Annotated in this window: 19 protein-coding genes and 2 pseudogenes; 11 read left to right on the forward strand and 10 right to left on the reverse strand. The window is 64.4% G+C overall.

Translation table 11 applies throughout. The features are described 5' to 3' along the window. Positions 1 to 88: 88 nt before the first annotated feature. Positions 89 to 313, reverse strand: a pseudogene (locus B7P44_RS20170) (transposase); the annotation flags it as partial. A 156-nt stretch (positions 314 to 469) separates the two neighbouring features. Here B7P44_RS20170 and B7P44_RS20175 point away from each other — a divergent pair. Genes B7P44_RS20175 through B7P44_RS37965 form a run of 3 tightly spaced genes read left to right on the forward strand, consistent with a single transcriptional unit; the run spans position 470 to position 1,787 of the window. Then, entirely contained in the window at positions 470 to 697 is a 228-nt protein-coding gene (locus B7P44_RS20175) for a transcriptional regulator (protein WP_084907635.1), read from the forward strand. Between the two features lie 55 nt (positions 698 to 752). Then, complete coding sequence (locus B7P44_RS20180) at positions 753 to 1,553, forward strand: Fic family protein (protein WP_084907637.1); 801 nt, start codon at positions 753 to 755, stop codon at positions 1,551 to 1,553. A gap of 21 nt (positions 1,554 to 1,574) precedes the next feature. Beyond that, a complete protein-coding gene (locus B7P44_RS37965) occupies positions 1,575 to 1,787 on the forward strand; it encodes a Lar family restriction alleviation protein (RefSeq protein WP_133117853.1) in 213 nt (70 codons plus the stop codon). 95 nt (positions 1,788 to 1,882) lie between these two features. Here B7P44_RS37965 and B7P44_RS20185 read toward each other — a convergent pair whose 3' ends face one another. Continuing rightward, positions 1,883 to 2,581, reverse strand: a complete 699-nt coding sequence (locus B7P44_RS20185) for a hypothetical protein (protein WP_084907638.1) — start codon at positions 2,579 to 2,581, stop codon at positions 1,883 to 1,885. A gap of 305 nt (positions 2,582 to 2,886) precedes the next feature. On the opposite strand from B7P44_RS20185, the gene B7P44_RS20190 reads away from it, so the two are divergent. Further along, a complete protein-coding gene (locus tag B7P44_RS20190; protein WP_084907640.1) occupies positions 2,887 to 4,596 on the forward strand; it encodes a molecular chaperone HscC in 1,710 nt (569 codons plus the stop codon). Here the strand turns inward: B7P44_RS20190 and B7P44_RS36495 are convergent. Beyond that, a complete protein-coding gene (locus B7P44_RS36495; protein ID WP_133117854.1) occupies positions 4,586 to 5,158 on the reverse strand; it encodes a hypothetical protein in 573 nt (190 codons plus the stop codon). The genes B7P44_RS20190 and B7P44_RS36495 overlap by 11 nt on opposite strands. Here B7P44_RS36495 and B7P44_RS20195 point away from each other — a divergent pair. Further along, positions 5,148 to 6,305: a hypothetical protein gene (locus tag B7P44_RS20195; RefSeq protein ID WP_084907642.1), complete on the forward strand. Its 1,158-nt coding sequence runs from the start codon at positions 5,148 to 5,150 to the stop codon at positions 6,303 to 6,305. The genes B7P44_RS36495 and B7P44_RS20195 overlap by 11 nt on opposite strands. Before the next feature lie 200 nt (positions 6,306 to 6,505). Here B7P44_RS20195 and B7P44_RS20200 read toward each other — a convergent pair whose 3' ends face one another. Next, complete coding sequence (locus B7P44_RS20200) at positions 6,506 to 6,865, reverse strand: DUF1493 family protein (RefSeq protein WP_084907644.1); 360 nt, start codon at positions 6,863 to 6,865, stop codon at positions 6,506 to 6,508. A 2-nt stretch (positions 6,866 to 6,867) separates the two neighbouring features. Continuing rightward, the gene (locus B7P44_RS20205) at positions 6,868 to 7,299 is read right to left on the reverse strand and encodes an STM2901 family protein (protein ID WP_084907646.1); all 432 of its coding nucleotides are present in this window, start codon (positions 7,297 to 7,299) and stop codon (positions 6,868 to 6,870) included. Positions 7,300 to 7,857: 558 nt separating this feature from the next. Between B7P44_RS20205 and B7P44_RS20215 the strand changes: the two genes are divergently transcribed. The 4 genes from B7P44_RS20215 to B7P44_RS20230 all read left to right on the forward strand — a co-directional run bounded on the left by B7P44_RS20215 (position 7,858) and on the right by B7P44_RS20230 (position 10,603). Next, positions 7,858 to 8,154 (forward strand): hypothetical protein, encoded by a 297-nt coding sequence (locus tag B7P44_RS20215; protein ID WP_167389814.1) that lies wholly within the window; start codon positions 7,858 to 7,860, stop codon positions 8,152 to 8,154. A 386-nt stretch (positions 8,155 to 8,540) separates the two neighbouring features. Then, positions 8,541 to 9,740: an aminotransferase-like domain-containing protein gene (locus tag B7P44_RS20220; RefSeq protein WP_084907650.1), complete on the forward strand. Its 1,200-nt coding sequence runs from the start codon at positions 8,541 to 8,543 to the stop codon at positions 9,738 to 9,740. Positions 9,741 to 9,758: 18 nt separating this feature from the next. Continuing rightward, a complete protein-coding gene (locus B7P44_RS20225) occupies positions 9,759 to 9,947 on the forward strand; it encodes a hypothetical protein (RefSeq protein ID WP_084907652.1) in 189 nt (62 codons plus the stop codon). 56 nt (positions 9,948 to 10,003) lie between these two features. After that, positions 10,004 to 10,603: a pyridoxamine 5'-phosphate oxidase family protein gene (locus B7P44_RS20230; protein ID WP_084907654.1), complete on the forward strand. Its 600-nt coding sequence runs from the start codon at positions 10,004 to 10,006 to the stop codon at positions 10,601 to 10,603. A gap of 32 nt (positions 10,604 to 10,635) precedes the next feature. Here B7P44_RS20230 and gcvA read toward each other — a convergent pair whose 3' ends face one another. After that, the gene (gene gcvA, locus B7P44_RS20235; RefSeq protein WP_084907656.1) at positions 10,636 to 11,532 is read right to left on the reverse strand and encodes a transcriptional regulator GcvA; all 897 of its coding nucleotides are present in this window, start codon (positions 11,530 to 11,532) and stop codon (positions 10,636 to 10,638) included. Positions 11,533 to 11,666: 134 nt separating this feature from the next. On the opposite strand from gcvA, the gene B7P44_RS20240 reads away from it, so the two are divergent. Beyond that, positions 11,667 to 12,371, forward strand: coding sequence for an SDR family oxidoreductase (locus B7P44_RS20240; RefSeq protein ID WP_084909926.1), 705 nt, complete (start codon positions 11,667 to 11,669; stop codon positions 12,369 to 12,371). A gap of 87 nt (positions 12,372 to 12,458) precedes the next feature. On the opposite strand, the gene B7P44_RS20245 is transcribed toward B7P44_RS20240, so the two are convergent. The 3 genes from B7P44_RS20245 to B7P44_RS20250 are packed head-to-tail and all read right to left on the reverse strand — an operon-like array spanning position 12,459 to position 14,389. Continuing rightward, positions 12,459 to 13,064, reverse strand: coding sequence for a disulfide bond formation protein B (locus B7P44_RS20245; protein WP_157721083.1), 606 nt, complete (start codon positions 13,062 to 13,064; stop codon positions 12,459 to 12,461). Positions 13,065 to 13,075: 11 nt separating this feature from the next. Continuing rightward, the gene (locus B7P44_RS36500) at positions 13,076 to 13,252 is read right to left on the reverse strand and encodes a DUF5993 family protein (protein ID WP_157721084.1); all 177 of its coding nucleotides are present in this window, start codon (positions 13,250 to 13,252) and stop codon (positions 13,076 to 13,078) included. A 12-nt stretch (positions 13,253 to 13,264) separates the two neighbouring features. Continuing rightward, positions 13,265 to 14,389: a TDT family transporter gene (locus B7P44_RS20250; RefSeq protein ID WP_084907661.1), complete on the reverse strand. Its 1,125-nt coding sequence runs from the start codon at positions 14,387 to 14,389 to the stop codon at positions 13,265 to 13,267. A gap of 106 nt (positions 14,390 to 14,495) precedes the next feature. Here B7P44_RS20250 and B7P44_RS20255 point away from each other — a divergent pair, with 106 nt between their 5' ends. After that, positions 14,496 to 15,389, forward strand: coding sequence for a LysR family transcriptional regulator (locus B7P44_RS20255; RefSeq protein WP_084907663.1), 894 nt, complete (start codon positions 14,496 to 14,498; stop codon positions 15,387 to 15,389). A 115-nt stretch (positions 15,390 to 15,504) separates the two neighbouring features. On the opposite strand, the pseudogene B7P44_RS20260 reads toward B7P44_RS20255, so the two are convergent. Next, positions 15,505 to 15,726: pseudogene (locus tag B7P44_RS20260) on the reverse strand (DUF4148 domain-containing protein); the annotation flags it as partial. Between the last annotated feature and the right edge of the window lie 354 nt (positions 15,727 to 16,080).

Below are 16,080 nucleotides of genomic sequence, written 5' to 3' on the forward strand. Positions count from 1 at the left end.
TAGTGCGAGCGGCGTGGCCGTCCTGTGTGGTGGACGGATCTCTCCTTGTGTCACCGATTGGCCCGACTTTGTCGGGCTTTTTTTCTGTTCATCGCGGAATCTCGGGGAACGCGGCGCGGATCTTGAGGAAGAAGTACTCCTCGTCGCGGTACCCGTAAGCCCGACGTTTGATGACCTTGATGGTGTTGTTGATGCCTTCGACGACGCTGGTATTGAGCGGATGGCGGCAGCGGGCCACGATTCCGTGCCAGTAATCCTGCAAGCGCTCGGCGAACTTTTGCAGGGCGGCGATCCCGCTTTGCTGGGCCATTTCCACGTCGATCATGCGGCCCCTTATCTGGAGGCGTCAAAGAAGGCCCTGCGCCACGCAATGGCCGATCTCGGTGAGGTATTCGAAGACGGTTGATTGTTGTCCCCGATGGGGATATAAAATTGCAAATGAATTTGACCGATAAAGAGACGCTTGACAATGAAGGAAGATCTCGTGGCACTCCCCCAGCAGGAACTGTTGCGCGTGGCGATGGATCGGCTGGGCATGACGCGGGCGGAGTTCGCGGCGCGGCTGAGTATCGCCGTTCGCACGCTGGACAAGTGGCTTCTGCCGGACGGCTCCTCTGACGCACGCACAATGCCCGATATGGGCCGATCGTACGTGCTTGAAATCCTGCAATGGCAGAAGAAGCGAAAGTCGTCTTGATTATCCCCATTGGGGATATATATTTTCCCTCAATTAACCTCGCTTTGAGGGGCAAATGCCGAATCAAACCGCCGCGCTGCTGAACACGATCGACGCCGACAAGGCGACGCTTGACGCTGCGCGCCCGCTGCCGCAGCACACGGTTGCCTCGCTGCGCGAAAAGCTGTTGCTGGAATGGACGTATCACTCGAACGCGATCGAGGGCAACACGCTGACGCTGCGTGAGACGAAGGTGGTGCTCGAAGGCATCACGGTCGGTGGCAAGTCCCTTCGCGAGCACTTCGAGGCGACGAACCATCGCGATGCGATTGTCTATGTCGAAGACATCGTGTCGAAGGCGGAAGTGCTGTCGGAATGGCAGATCCGCAACATCCACAGTCTCGTGCTGAAAGGCATCGACGCTGAAGAGGCGGGCCGGTATTGCCGCGAGAACGTCGTGATCGCGGGCGCGAGCACGACGCCGCCTGACTTCATGCATCTGCCTGCCGATATGGCCGCGCTGATCGACTGGTGCGAGAAGGCCGGAGGCATGCATTCGGTCGAGCGGGCGGCGGAGCTACACACGCGATTCGTGAAGATCCACCCGTTCATCGATGGCAACGGGCGAACGGGACGGCTGCTGCTCAACTTCGAGTTGATGAAGGCGGGCTATCCGCCCGCGATCATCCGCAAAGAGGATCGGCTTGCCTACTACGACTCGCTCGACAAAGCCTGCGTCAGCGGCGATTACGGCGACATCACGCGCCTAGTCGCCGAATCAGTGCAGCGCTCGCTCGACACGTATCTCGACGTGCTCGGGCTGCGTCACGCCCCCGCACCGGATACGGCTCCGCCGCCGCCGGGTTTTCGGATGTGACTGAGGAAACCAAGGAAAACGATGAGCATTGAGATTCCAACGCTTGCGCCGTGCCCTAAATGCAACGAGCGCGAGCAAATTTCGGCGGCACTACATCCCGGCACCTCGTACGTGCAATGCGATGTTTGCCGCCACATCGGCCCTGAGCTAATGCCGAAGCGAGATATGACGAGACAGCAACGTCAAGAGCTTCTGGCGGCTGTGATACGTGCGTGGAACAGCTTGCCGCGCTGAACAAGGAAAACGCCTGGGAGAAACTCATTCCCCATTGATCGTCTCTTCTCTATCGGCCCGACTACCTGTCAGATCAAGTTCCGGCTAATACAGCCTTACTCATGCGCATGCTTCAGCATGGATTTGAGTTGTTCCAGCAGACTTTTCGCGTGCGCCATGAAACGGGCGTCGGCAGTATCGACATCGCCGGCACGGGAAAGGTTGCCGGCCATCGCAAGATAAGCGCTTGCGGGGCTGCCCTCGCGGCCAACACCCGCTTGCGAAGGCGCGCCCTGCGGCGAGATGGCGTCGCCACCGATCGCTGGATTCCCGCTCGCCGTTCCCGTCACTGCCGCCGAAGCCTCCGGCGACGCGGCATTGACGCCTGCGGCGGCCCCTGATGCGGCGTCACTCGCCGCCGCCATGCCGTTCGCGTTCGCGGCGTCTCCCGACACGGTTGGGGAATCAACGGACATGTCGCCACCCAGCGCCTTTCCCGCAGCCTGGTATTGCTCGACGAGGCCTTTCACCTCTTTGATCATCTCCGCGAGCTGCTTGGGCGACAGCCCCAACATTGCCAGCTGTCGCAGCATGTCCTCAAGCTCTTCCAGGCGCTTGCGCGCATACTCCTTCGCGCTTTGCGCCGACGACCGCCCAATGTCGCTCAATGCCACACGAACCTGCTCATTCCGCTTGAGCAAGTCCCGGAGGGAACGCTCCGCGCTCGTCGAGCCGTCTGAGTTCTTGGAACCTTCACGCTCGCGAGCGGGGTAAGCGTAGGCGCTGCTGGAATAGTTGGTGGCCTTGATCGTCATGGAACCCTCGGCATTGGCGGCGGCACAGGACGGACAACGCGAAGCCAGCCACCGCGATTATGAATGTATTTTGTAATGTTCATTAACGGCAGCAAACAGTTCGGGTTTAGGGGCAACGCACGTTTCCCCGATTTTCAAAATTGATTCGGGGGCGCCGGCGCTTCGAGCCGGTACTCGCACTCAAGATTGCCGGCCACGCTGCCGATACACAGGGTTACGCAAACAATCAGAAGCCAGTCGCACGGCCGGATGACCACCCGGGCCGGGCCGACACGCGCACCTGCACGAATCCGGGGAACCGTCACATGTCTCACATCGTTGGAATCGACCTGGGCACAACCAACAGCCTGATCGCCGTCTGGCGGGAGGACCGGGCCGAACTCATTCCGAATGCGCTCGGCGATGCCCTCACGCCGTCGTGCGTATCGGTCGATGCGGACGGTTCGATGCTGGTCGGCCGGCCCGCGCTCGAGCGCCGCAGCACGCATCCGGAACGCACCGCAGCCAGTTTCAAGCGCTACATGGGCACGGAGCGGAAACTTCATCTGGCCGATCGCTTCTTCCGGCCGGAGGAACTGTCGTCGCTGATCCTGAAGTCGCTGAAGGCCGACGCCGAGGCATGGTTGAATGAGCCGGTGACGGAAGCCGTGATCGCGGTGCCGGCCTACTTCAACGACGCCCAGCGCAAGGCGACCAGGATCGCGGGCGAGCTGGCCGGCCTCAAGGTGTTGCGGCTCGTCAACGAGCCGACGGCCGCGGCGCTTGCGTACAGCGTGCATCAGCGCGACGGCGAACGGAAATTCCTGATCTTCGACCTGGGCGGCGGCACGTTCGACGTGTCGGTGCTCGATTTCTTCGAAGGTGTGATGGAGGTGCGCGCCAGTACGGGCGACAACTTCCTGGGCGGCGACGACTTCACGCAGGCGCTGTGCGAGCTGTTCTGCCGCAAGCGCGGGATCGAGCCGAGCGCGCTCTCGGCGGCCGACACGCAGCGGCTGTGGCGTCAGGTCGAGGGCGCGAAGCGGCGCCTGACCCAGAGCGACAACGGGCGCGTCACGCTGGAGCTGCGTGTCGACGAGGTCGATCATGCGGTCGAGGTCGGGGCCGAGGAGGTCGATCGTGCGTTCGAGCCGCTGCTGGACAAACTGCGCAAGCCGGTCGAGCGCGCGCTCCGGGACGCGAAGATTCCGCTCGGCGAGCTCGACGAGATCATCCTGGTCGGCGGCGCGACTCGCATGCCGGCGGTTCGCCGGCTCGTGTCGCGGATGTTCTCCCGCCTGCCGGCGGGCCATCTGAATCCGGACGAGGTCGTCGCGCTGGGGGCTGCGGTGCAGGCGGGGCTTGTCGGCCGTCATGCCGCGCTCGACGAAATGGTGATGACCGACGTCGCGCCGTACAGCCTCGGCATCGACACGTCGATCCAGATCGGCGCGGACGATTTTTCCGGCGGCCACTTCCTGCCGATCATCGAGCGCAATACGATCGTTCCGGTGAGCCGCGAACAGCAGATCGTGACGATCCGCGATCGCCAGCAGTTCCTGAGCATCAAGGTGTTTCAAGGCGAAGCGCGCCTGACCCGCGACAACATCGCGCTCGGCGAACTGAAACTCGAGGTGCCGCTCAAGCCGGCCGGCCAGGCCGGCGCAAACGTCCGCTTCACGTACGACGTGAGCGGCGTGCTCGAAGTTCAGGCAACTGCATTTCCGGACGGCGTGACGCGGACGATCGTCATCGAGGAGAACCCGGGCGTCATGTCCGCCGACGAAATCGCACGCTGCTTCGCGGCCCTGGCGTCGCTGAAGATCCACCCGCGCGAGCAGATCGAGAATCGCACCGTGCTGGCGCGGGCCGACCGGATCTACGAGGAATTGCTCGGCGAGCCGCGCCGCTATCTCGCGGCGCAGATCGCGCGTTTCCAGGCGCTGCTCGAACGGCAGGCGACCGACGAGATTCCCCGGGTGCGGCGGGAGTTGAGCACCGTGCTCGACCAGATCGAAGCGCAATTCACCCTTTGAGCCGGGAGTCCGCATGAATGCATGGCCCTGGAGTGTCCTCGAGATCGACGAGGGCTCGGACGAGCGTGCGGTGCGCCGCGCGTATGCACGGGCATTGAAGCAGCGCCGGGCAGACGAGGATCCTGAAGCGTTTCAGGCATTGCGCGGCGCCTACGAGCATGCGTTGCTGCTGGCTCGCAACGCGGCCGCCGACGAGACGGTCGCGCTGGTCGAAACGGATGGCCCGCAGCCGGATCGGCAACCCGAGGACATTGCGCAGCGTATCGACGCCGACGCCGTCGGGCAGGCCGCCGCGCAGGCGCTGCCGATGCAGTCGATGCCGCCGCCGGCTCAGGCGCCGGATCCGGCCGCCGAGGCCGCCCGGATCTGGGACGCGTTTTCCGCCGATCCCGGCAACGTGACGTCGCGGCGTGCGATCACGGCGCTGTTCGCGTCGGCGGTCAGTATCGCGCTGCGCGACGAGCTCGAATGGGCGGCGCTGATGTACTGCCTGCGCGACGACATTCCGGCCGACAGCCGCAGCGATATGGCGGGAAGGCGCCGGACATCTGATGCAGCGCAATGCGTTCCTCGCGCGCCAGGCGCTGTCCAGGATCTTCGCGGACGAAGAGCATGCGGAAGCCCGACGGCATTTCCCGGTGGCCGTCGACTTGCTGGAGCGTCCGCAGCCGGCCATGACCCGAGCGCTGCTGCTGCTCGCCGACCGCAAGCGCCATCGCGAGATGGAGGCGCTGCTGTTCGCGCTGCAGGCGCACTTCGTCAATGCCCGGAACCTGCGGTTCGACGGCGAGCGGATCGCGTTCTGGCGAGGCGCGTGCATGCGGCGGACGAAGGTGATCCGGCTGTGCGTCACGGTGCCGGTGCTTGGCCTGTGGTGCGGGCTGCTGTTAGCCGGCGGGTTGGCCAGGATGGGCGTGCTGGGCGCCGCCCCGGCGTGGGGCGGGCTGCAAGGGTCGATCATGGGTGCGGCCGCGCTATTGACGATGCTCGTCTATGGCGTTGCCGAGTTCGGCGCGCCGACGCTGTCGGCGCGCTGGCGTCGCGTTGCGCGCGAGCGTGCCGTCGTCCGGTATGGCTGGATCGCACTCTGGGTCGCGGCGAGTTGCGCGGCCTATGCGGATGCACGAATCGGCATCGTGACGTCGGTCGCGCTGTTGGCGCTGGCCGCCGCAACCGTCTGGGCCGTCGCCGTGCATGGCTGGCCGCGGCTGCTGGGCCTCGCGGCCCTTTGCGCCTGTGCGGCGTCTGGATTCGGGTTCTTCGGATACTACGTGCGCGTCGCGAGCGGACCGTGGCAGGTGCCGATCGCGCAGGGCGTGCTGTACGGTATCTTCGCGGGCTTCGTGGAAGGCGAGCTGCGTGCGATCGTCGAGCGGCGGCGCGGCTTGCGTTTCGCGGCGATACTTGTCTGGTGCGCTGCCGGCGCGGCAACCGCGTTCATGCTGATGGGCATGGAACTGGCCGATTTCAGTTCCGCCTGGGCCGAGCCGACGTGGAGCATGTACGCATTGCTGATCGTTGCCGGCAGCCTGCTGGGCACGATGCGCTGGGGGCAACTGGCGGCGATTCTGCCTTCGGTCTTTCGAGGCTGGATGTATATCGTGTGGGTGATGCTGGCGTCGGTGAAACCGCCGTTTGCCGCGTTCGTCGTGCTTTGCCTGATGAGCTACTGGATCGTGCAGGCGCTGAAGCAAAGACGGGCGGAGTAGACATGGCGGGCCGGTCGCGATATTGCGTGCGATCGGGTTTCGCCGTCGGCGGACCGAAGCCCGGAGTCCGGCGCACGGATCGGGCCGCGTCCGTCGGGATGTCTCGGCCAGCAACTTGCACAGCTGGTCCAATGATCAGCGCTTCCCTAAGGCTGCACATCGCGACACAAACCACTTCAACGATGGTACGTCGTGCTGTATCAGGCGGCGCGTTCAATTGCCTCGGTATCCCACCGACCGATCGTCATCGCCTCCGCCAACATCCCGAGGGTCAATGGAACACGCTCTGGCCGCCGATACTTCTTCGAGAACAGCCCAAGAAACGAACTGAGCAATTCCTGCCCCTCCGGGCCGAAATAACGATCGTAAGGAAATCCGTCTGCTTGCACGCCGAACGTAGTCGCCCATTTGTCGATGAATTCGACGGCATCAAGGCCGGTAAGACCTAGGTCATCTTCGAGTCGCGATGATGGCTCAAGTTTGAGCTGACCGCCGAACAACGGGCGCCCCAGTTCCTCACGCGCAAACACCTCGAGCCGATTCCACGTATCGTTTGTCATCGTTAGAACACTCTGTCTTCTGGTTTGGCAATGGCGTTGTAGGCCCGCACCGTATTCAACATGATCATACTGGCGTCGACAGCAAGAAATACCTCTCCAACAACAGGGATTGTCCGACCTACCCACGCCCCAAGGTTTCGCGTGAACGCCATGCGCACGCCCCTTACGCCCACCGTCATGATCATCGGCAGACGTACGCGTAGTTGGATGGGCAGCAGCTTCCGGGCAGCCATCGACGCGACTGATGTTCCCTTGGTTGCACCGGCAAACTTGCCTGGCGCCGGGACATCCGCTTGGCCAAGTAAAACTGCCGACGCGGCTGCAAGGTCATCGAATCCGAGCCGCTTCTGCGTCTGATCGACTGCGATTGAAAAGAATAAATCGACCGGCTTCAAGTCCCGGTGTTGACCATACGCATAGATGTTTTTCGACATGTGGCCCTCAGGTATTTTTTATGAGAAAGCGAGATTATCAGAATCAAGCGGACTAGCTTGCCAAAAGGCAGGCAATTGCGACAGCATGTCATGCACTGTTTATAGAGTTTTTTCTCCTCTTGTCGATACTAAACATAAGCAGACAAAAAGGGCTCGACATGGAAACGCCGTATGGATTGGACCCATTTGGTTCGACGCGACTTTTGGCCATCCTGTCTCGCCACTCGTTTCTCTGGAAGACGCTGTCGCCTTGTGGCCGGAATTCGCAACATCAGTCTTGTGTCGCGCCCGTCCCTATACCCTTCAGCCAATCCCGATCAACGCCGCGTTTCTGAGATGCCAGCGCAGCTAAACTGGTTCCGAAGCTTTGCTTCTCGACCGTCGGATGTTGAATTGAGAACCCTTTGCGCCCGTGGTCGGAAAAATCGTCTTGCTCGACTTCGACAAGACGCAGCGAAGGGGCGAGAAGGGAATTCACGGCAGCAAAAAAGCGCGGGCCGTATGGGCGGCAACCCATACGACCCGCTGACCACAACCAACTCTCCAGAGGAGTTAATCATGGCTGACGCTAATAGTAAGTCACGTCCAAAGAAGCGTAAACCGCGCAAGCCGAGCACCGTGCTTGCGATGATCCTCCGCAGCACGCCTGACCGGCCCAAGAGTGGCTGGCCGTACATGCCGTGGATGAGCGTCATCGATGCGCACTTCAAGCTGTTCGGATTCGAACCGGGGGATCGCGTCTTCCTCGACATCAATCACAAGACCCGGCAAATCAACATCACGCCTGACTACAGCCAGCTTGCGCAGCGAGAGCAGCCATACCATCAGCCTGTCGAACGAGCGGAAACTGCATAAACAACAAGGACCGCTTCGTGCGGTCCTTGCCGCTGGATTGCCGGTTTTGGCACGAACGCGACTGACCACCGGGGCGTTATCGCCCTGGCCCTTGCTTCGGATGTTGCGCTGCGTGTCGGCCGTCACCTTTAACAACTGTCATGGTCGCGAGGGCCTTGAAGCTGCAATGCGCATGGCGAAACAATCGGATGGACTCGATGAACGGCAGAGCATGGGCTTTCCAACGATTCCCGCCGCTCCCCATTTGATGACCAAACCGCAAGACATAGTGCATAGATATCGTTTGCGGCAGCCTTAACGGCTGCCGACAATCTGGGCTTGAATTTTGCCACCGGCGCGTCGAAAGCGCACCGACGGCCGCCATTCGCCACCGAGCCCACGACGACATGTACGCGTTCACACCCCCGTTCCAGCACCCCGCCGGCTCGCCGATCCGCGAGCTGTTCAAGTATCTCGGCGAGCCCGGGATGATTTCCTTCGCGGGCGGCTACCCGGCCAGCGACCTGTTCGACGTCGACGGCCTGAACGCGGCCGCCGCGCGCGCCTATGCGCAGCCGACCCGCTGCCTGCAATACGGCCCGACCGACGGCCTCGCCGAACTGAAGCAGCAACTGATCGCGTTGATGGCGCGCCGTAGCGTGACCTGCACGCCCGCCGAACTGCTCGTCACGACCGGTTCGCAGCAGGGCCTCGACCTGCTGCTGCGCGTGATGGTCGCGCCGGGCGACGTCGTGCTGACCGAGCAGCCGGCCTACCCGGCGACGCTGCAGGCGCTGCGCCTGCAGCAGGCGCGCATCGTCACGATCCCGGTCGACGGCGACGGCCTCGACGTCGATCGCCTCGACGCGCTGCTGGCATCGGGCACGATCGCGCAGCCGAAGCTGCTGTACACGGTGCCGACGTTCGCGAACCCGACCGGCGCGACGCTGTCGCGCGAGCGCCGCCTGACGCTGCTGCGCCTCGCGGTGCGGTACCGCTTCCTGATCGTCGAGGACGACCCCTACGCCGACCTGCGCTTCGCGGGCGAAGCGCTGCCGTCGATGCTGGCGCTCGCCGGCGAAGTGGACGGCGCGCGCGACTGGATCGTGCATTTCGCGAGCCTGTCGAAGATCGTCGCGCCGGGCCTGCGGGTCGGCTGGACGATCGCGCCCGCCGAGATCGCGCGGCGCTGCGTGATCGCGAAACAGACGGTCGATCTGTGCAGCGCGCCGTGGACGCAGGCGACCGCCGCCGAGTATCTCGCCGACGGCGCGCTCGAACGTCACCTGCCGCGCATCGCCGATGCCTACAAGCGCAAATGCGCGGCGATGTGCGATGCACTGCGCGACGGGCTCGGCGATGCGATCGAATTCCATCGTCCGGAAGGCGGGATGTTCGTGTGGGCGCGGATCGGCGCGGTGCCGTCGGCGCAGCTGCTGCAGCACGCGATCGCGAACAAGATCGTTTTCGTACCCGGCAACGCGTTCTTCGCGGACAACGTCGACGACGCATCGCTGCGCCTGTCGTACGCCGCGCCGGACGTCGACGCGATCCGGGAAGGCGTCGCGCGGCTCGCGCGCGCGTATGGCGCGGCGCTGGCCGCTTGAAGATAAGGAGACCAATCGATGAACACGACCGTCAACGCAACCGCATGGATGGATGAAGCACCGGGCATGGCCGACATCCGGCCGGTCGCGCACCTGTCGTCGCAGATCAGCGCCGGCCCCGAATACGTCGCCGAAGTGCTCGGGCGATTCGGCGTCGAACACGCGGAGGCGTCCGACATGGCGCCGGTCGTGCTCGGCTACAACTGAGCGCCCGGTCGCAGCCGGAACGGTTAAGCTTGCGCGATCGACACTGCGTACCGACCATGCCCGACTCCACCACCGATTCGCTTCAATCTACCTACGACCGCCTCTGGACCTGCCTCGAGTCGGGCGTCGGCGCGAAGCGCTCGCCGTTCACGATGCTGCAGGCCGCGACGCTCGGCCTCGACGGCGCGCCGAAAGTGCGCACGCTCGTGCTGCGCCAGGTGCGCCGCGCGGGCCACGTGCTGTCGTTCCACACCGATGTGCGCTCGGAGAAGGTTGCAGAGCTGCGTCGCGATCCGCGCATCGCGCTGGTCGGCGTCGATCTCGACGGGCTCGTGCAGATCCGCGTCGAAGGCATCGCATCGATCTGCGCGGATGAAGCGGAGCGGCGCGCGGTCTGGCAATCGAGCCGTCCGCATACGCTGCTGCTGTACCGCGCGCCGCTGCCGCCCGGTACGCCGGTCGAGTCGCCCGCCGTTGCGCATCCGCCGGCCGACGCGGACCCGGTGACGGCAGACGACGGCTACGCGAATTTCTGCGTGATCCACGTGACGGCGGCGCGCGTCGATTTCCTCGATCTCGCCGCTTCAGGCGGACATCGCCGCGCGGTATTCGACCTGCATGCGGGCGGCTATGACGGCCGCTGGGTCGCGCCCTGACACAAGCGAGCGAGCGCGCTCACCATCCGGGCTCAAGTCCGCCCGTCCTGCGCCGCCTGCGCGATCAGCCAGTCGCGCATCACCGCGAGATCGCCGTCGTCGCGACGCTCGCCCGGATACACGAGATAGAACCCGACCGACAGCGGAAACGCGAATTCGAACGGCTTGCACAGCCGGCCGGCGGCGATGTCGCGCTCGACGAGCGGATCGGTCGCGAGCGCGATGCCCTGGCCGGCGACCGCCGCGTCGATCGCGAGCAACGTCTGGTTGAAGCGCAGCCCCTTGTGCGGATCGACGTCGACGGGTTCCGGCAGCGCGGCGAGAAACTCCGGCCACAGATCGTGCGCGTCGTGCAGCAGCACGTGGCCCGCGAGTGCGCGCGGCGGCGCGGGCGTGGCCAGCAGCGACGGGCTGCACACCGCGTAGATGTCGAGCGGGAACAGCAGGTGCGCGGCGAGGCTCTTGCCGAACGGCGGCTTGCCGTAGCGAATCGCAAGGTCGACGCCGTCGTGGCGGAACGTCGCGAGCTGCGGGTCGGCGATCACGCGCACGTCGAGGTCGGGGTGCGCATCGGTGAAATGCGCGAGCCGCGGGATCAGCCATTTCGACGCGAACGACGGCGTCGTGCTGACCGTCAGCGTCCCGCGGCGCTTGACGAGCTTGTCGGTCGCGTCGGCGATCGCGTTCAGCGCGCGCTGCACGTCGGAGAAATACGCGGCGCCGTCGTGCGTCAGCGCGAGGCCGCGCGGCAGCCGCTCGAACAGCCGCAGGCCGAGCACGTCCTCCAGATGCCGCACCTGCTGCGCGACCGCGCCCTGCGTGACGCCGATCTCGTCCGCCGCGGCGCGGAAGTTCAGGTGGCGCGCGGACACTTCGAACGCGCGCAGCGCGTTCAGCGGCGGCAAGCGGGACAGGCGGCGGGGAGGCATCGTCAGGCTGTAGAAAATCTATCGTCAAAGGGCAGAAATACTGGTTCGACAGTGGCGGTCGATGCGCCTACATTACCACCATGGCGCGCCGGTTGGCGGCTGCGCGGCGGCTTGATTGGAACGAGGGGCATATCGTGACTGTAGAAAAAGTGGCACTGATCACGGCGGCGGGCAAGGGCATGGGCGCGGCGATCGCGCGCGAACTGGCGGCGACGGGCTACCGCGTCGCGCTGATGTCGCCGTCCGGCAGCGCGGTCGCGCTGGGTGACGAGCTGGGCGGCTTCGGCCTCCAGGGCTCCGTGACCGACGACGCCGACATCGAACGGCTCGTGCGCGAGACGATCGCGCGGTATGGCCGCATCGACGCGGTCGTGAACAACACCGGGCATCCGCCGAAGGGCGACCTGCTGTCGATTACCGACGACAACTGGCATGCGGGGCTGGACCTGATCCTGCTGAACGTCGTGCGCGTGATGCGGCGCGTGACGCCGATCTTCCAGGCGCAGGGCGGCGGCGCGGTGGTGAACATCTCGAGCTTCGCGGCGGATGCGCCCGAGCAGCCGATGCCGGTGTCGTCCGCGCTGCGCGCAGCGTTGAGCGCGTGGACGCGTCTCTACGCGGAGCGCTACGCGGCCGAGCACATCCGGATGAACGCGGTGCTGCCGGGCTTCGTCGACAGCTGGCCGGAAACGCCGGAGGTCGTCGCGCGCATTCCCGCGGGCCGCTTCGGCAAGACCGGGGAGATCGCGAAGACGGTCGCGTTCCTGCTGTCCGATGGCGCGGGCTACATCACCGGGCAGAACATCCGCGTCGACGGCGCGATCGTGAAGGCGCTCTGAGCGCCAATCCGGCGGCGGCCGCGCCGGGCCGCCTGCCGTCGACATGCGTTATGCACCGGAGGCCGTCGGCGCAACCCCCGATCGTCATTATCGACAGCTCATCGAACCAGCACCGACCGGGGCTTCCGGATCGCCGCAGTACAGCAAGTGATAGTGCTGCGGATCGCTGTAGAGCGCATGGAAGCCCGTTTCGACAAACACCGATACCAGGTTCCCGATCACCAGGGCCGCGAACAGCCAGACCGCGAGCTTGACGAACGGCGACCGGCCCGCTTCGCCGGACCGCGGCGCACCGATGCGGATCGTCTGCAGGCGCGTCTGGAAGGCCAGCATCAGCACGCAATAGAGGATGCTTGCGGTCAGTGCGACATAGGATGCGGTGTACATGTGCATGCCCAGAATCGCACCGCCATAGGGCGGCGTGCCGGGCAGCACGTGCAGGAACATCTGCATCAGACCGATCAGGCTGCCGACCAACGCGCCGACTGCGCTCAGCGCGTAATTGGCAGGTGAAGGATTGCTGCTCCATACGTTCAACAGCAGTCCCGCGCCGAGCAGCATGAAGGCGACCCGCTGGAGATTGCAGAGCGAACACGGCAGTTCGCCGTGCGCAAACTGAAAATAGAACGCGACGAGCAGCACCGCATTGACGCCGTATAGCGCCAACAAATCGATCAGGCGATTGGCTTTCATTTTTTGACCTCTTACCAGGACCCGTAGGTGGCGAACTGCGGAATGTGATGCGCCCCATGGTGAATGGCCCATGCCGCAACGAGCAACGTGGTCAGCCACCAGGTCGCACTGGCTGCTCTGTCGCGTCCCAGCAAGGACAGCACGAGCGCCACGGTGGCGGACAGAAATGGAATAAACCCGATGAACATGATCTACCTCGATTATTTGGAAATCGGCGCCAGGCAAGGCGCATGGAACAGGCCGCCGCGCAGCATCCCCCGGCACGTCCGCACCATCACCATGGCCCACAATCCGCCGAGCAACAGGGCGAGAGACGTGCCGAACACGGCGAATCCACCAAAACCCGTTGCGTGGTACAGGCTTAGCGACGCGGCGGTATAAACACCCAGCGGAAACGTGAAACCCCACCAGCCGAGATTGAAGGGCAGCCCTTCGCGGCAATAGCGCATCGTGAAGAGCACGGCGCAGGCCAGCCACCAGAGACCGGCGCCCCAGAGCAGGAGCGCGCCGGCAAGGCCGAGATCCCGCGCCAGCACCGCCACGCTGGCCAACGGCGTACCGGCGAACGCAACCGGCGCGGCCTGGCCGAGCGTCAGCAGACCGAGCGCTCCGGTGCCGATCGGGCCGAGCGTCAACCAGCTCGACGGACCGAGGTCGCGGTGCGGCAATTTGTGGATGACGAGCCGGAAGAACACGATCGTCAGGATTGCGAACGCAAGCGGTACCGAGATCGCCCACAGCACGTACCCCGCGCCGATCAGCAGACGGGCCTGCGTGCCGACGAAATGCGGCGCGAGGGTGGCCGCGCTCGACGCCGCCACTTCCGGGGCGACGATCGGCAGCAGCAGGACCGCGGTCACGCGCTCGAACGCATGCCCCTGCTCGGTGAACATCATGAACGGCACGCCGATCGCAACGACGACCGACAGCAGCGCATCGACGCACCACAATGCGTACGCAAGCGCATGGGCCTCGGCATGCCCGCCGGTGAACAGGACGATGCCGTTGATGATCGGCACGAGCCCCATCGGCACCGCACCGAGAAACATCGACTGGACCGGATGGCGCAGCAGCGGCCGGATCGTTTCGGGGAACCGGATCGCCCGCGCCGTCAGCATCGCCGCAAAGGCGAGATACAGCACGATATCGACCGCCCACAGCGCCGACGCCAGCGCGCGCTGTCCGCCGAAGTGCAACGGCAGTCCGGCGAGCACCAGCGACACGATGCCGTTTCCCATCGTCACCGCAAACCAGTTCGGCGTGAATTGCCTGACGCGTTCGGACAGGCCGCGCGGCGCGCGCACTGTCAAGTTGATCTTGGTCATTCGATTCTCCCGTGTCGAGGAACTGTCTGACTGGATTCTAGGGAGCGGCTTTGTATAATAAAAATACATCGTTGAGATGCGTCATATATCACTTTCATATACGTCGATGAACTTCACCCACTTGGCCGCGTTCTACGCGGTCGTCGAAACCGGCAGCGTCACGGCGGCATCGGAGAGACTGCACGTCAGCCAGCCCGCGCTCACCCGCGAGATTCGCGAGCTCGAGGAACGGTTGGGCGCGACGCTGTTCGACCGCATGCCGCGCGGCATGCGGCCCACGGAAGCGGGCCGGCTCCTCGCGGAATATGCCGCGCAAATTTTTGCGTTGGCCGATGTGGCCGAAGCGGCAGTCGGCGAGTTCGCCGGCCTCACGAGAGGCCAGCTCCGCATTGGTTCGAGCCGGACGATCGGCGTGTATCTGCTGCCGGCCGTGTTGAACGAATTCCGCACGCGCTATCCGGGCATCACGGTCGATCTCAGGATTTCGAACAGCGAAAACATCGAAAGCGCCGTCCTCGCAAACGAGCGCCAGATCGGCATGATCGAAGGGCCTTACGACCACACGGCATTCGATGCGGCCGTCATCGGCCGAGACGCACTGATCGCGGTCACCGCACCGACGCATCCGCTGGCCCGCAAACGTCAATTGACCGCCGATGCAATCGGACAAGCCGAGCTGGTCATGCGTGAACCCGGTTCAGGAACGCGAACGGTCGTCGAGCAAGCCTATGCGCAGCGCGGCTTGACGTTGGCGCCGAAGCTGTCGGTCGGCAGCGCCGAGGCGATCAAGCAGCTGGTGCGGCTCGGCAATGCGATCGCCTGGGTCTCGCGCAGCACCGTGACCGAAGAACTCTCGTCCGGCGCGCTTGTGCAACTGCCCGTCAAGGACCTGAAGATCGAGCGCAATCTCTGCATGATCTGGCGGAAGGGGGGGAGTTTGAGCCCGAGCGCGCGCGCGTTTCGCGAGCTCGCCACTGACTTGTTCAAGCGCACGCGGTGACGGCAGGCGGCAGCGCCCGAGCCAGGTCGCGGCGCACGCTGCGTGCCGACTCGGATATCCCGGCGCGGCTCGCCCGCGCTTCCCGTCAGCGACGGGCCTGAACCGCATCACGTTGCTGCGCGGTGGCCTGCGCCGCGACCCTCGCTTCGGCCGCCTGGATGTCGTCGGGATAGTGCGGATCGTCGCCTGCCGCGGGCTGGTAGCCCGCCTGCTCGACGCGCACCAGGTCAGCCATGACCTCGGCACGGGTCAACGGCGCCGAGGTCGTTTGCGCGAAGCTTGCGGTGGCGACGGCAAGCGCGGCAGCAGCCAGCGAGAAACAAATGAGCGATTTCATGTCGTTATCCTGAAAGAATAGAAAAGTGGGCGAGCGTGGATTCAGCGTCGCCAGCCCGGCGGTGGGCTCAACTGCCAAAAAAAATGCCGGCGGAAAGTCGAGCATTGATATCGGTGTCCTTATGAAAATATCAGCGAGTCGATGTCGATATCCTAGGGGGAGACGACTTAGGCGATAAATATATAGTTGGCATCGGTTGCATACGTTTCTGATATGCCAACATCGACGCGGCTGCGCTGTGTCGAAAGGCAACGCCCCAAACCTGACGGTGGTTGCGCCGGGCTGCCTGCTACAAAGCCGTACAAATCAGACAAATCCCGGATACATCAGACCTTTCCAATTGCCTGCGCCGCC

Source organism: Burkholderia ubonensis subsp. mesacidophila (genome assembly GCF_002097715.1).
Taxonomy (GTDB): Bacteria; Pseudomonadota; Gammaproteobacteria; order Burkholderiales; family Burkholderiaceae; genus Burkholderia; species Burkholderia mesacidophila.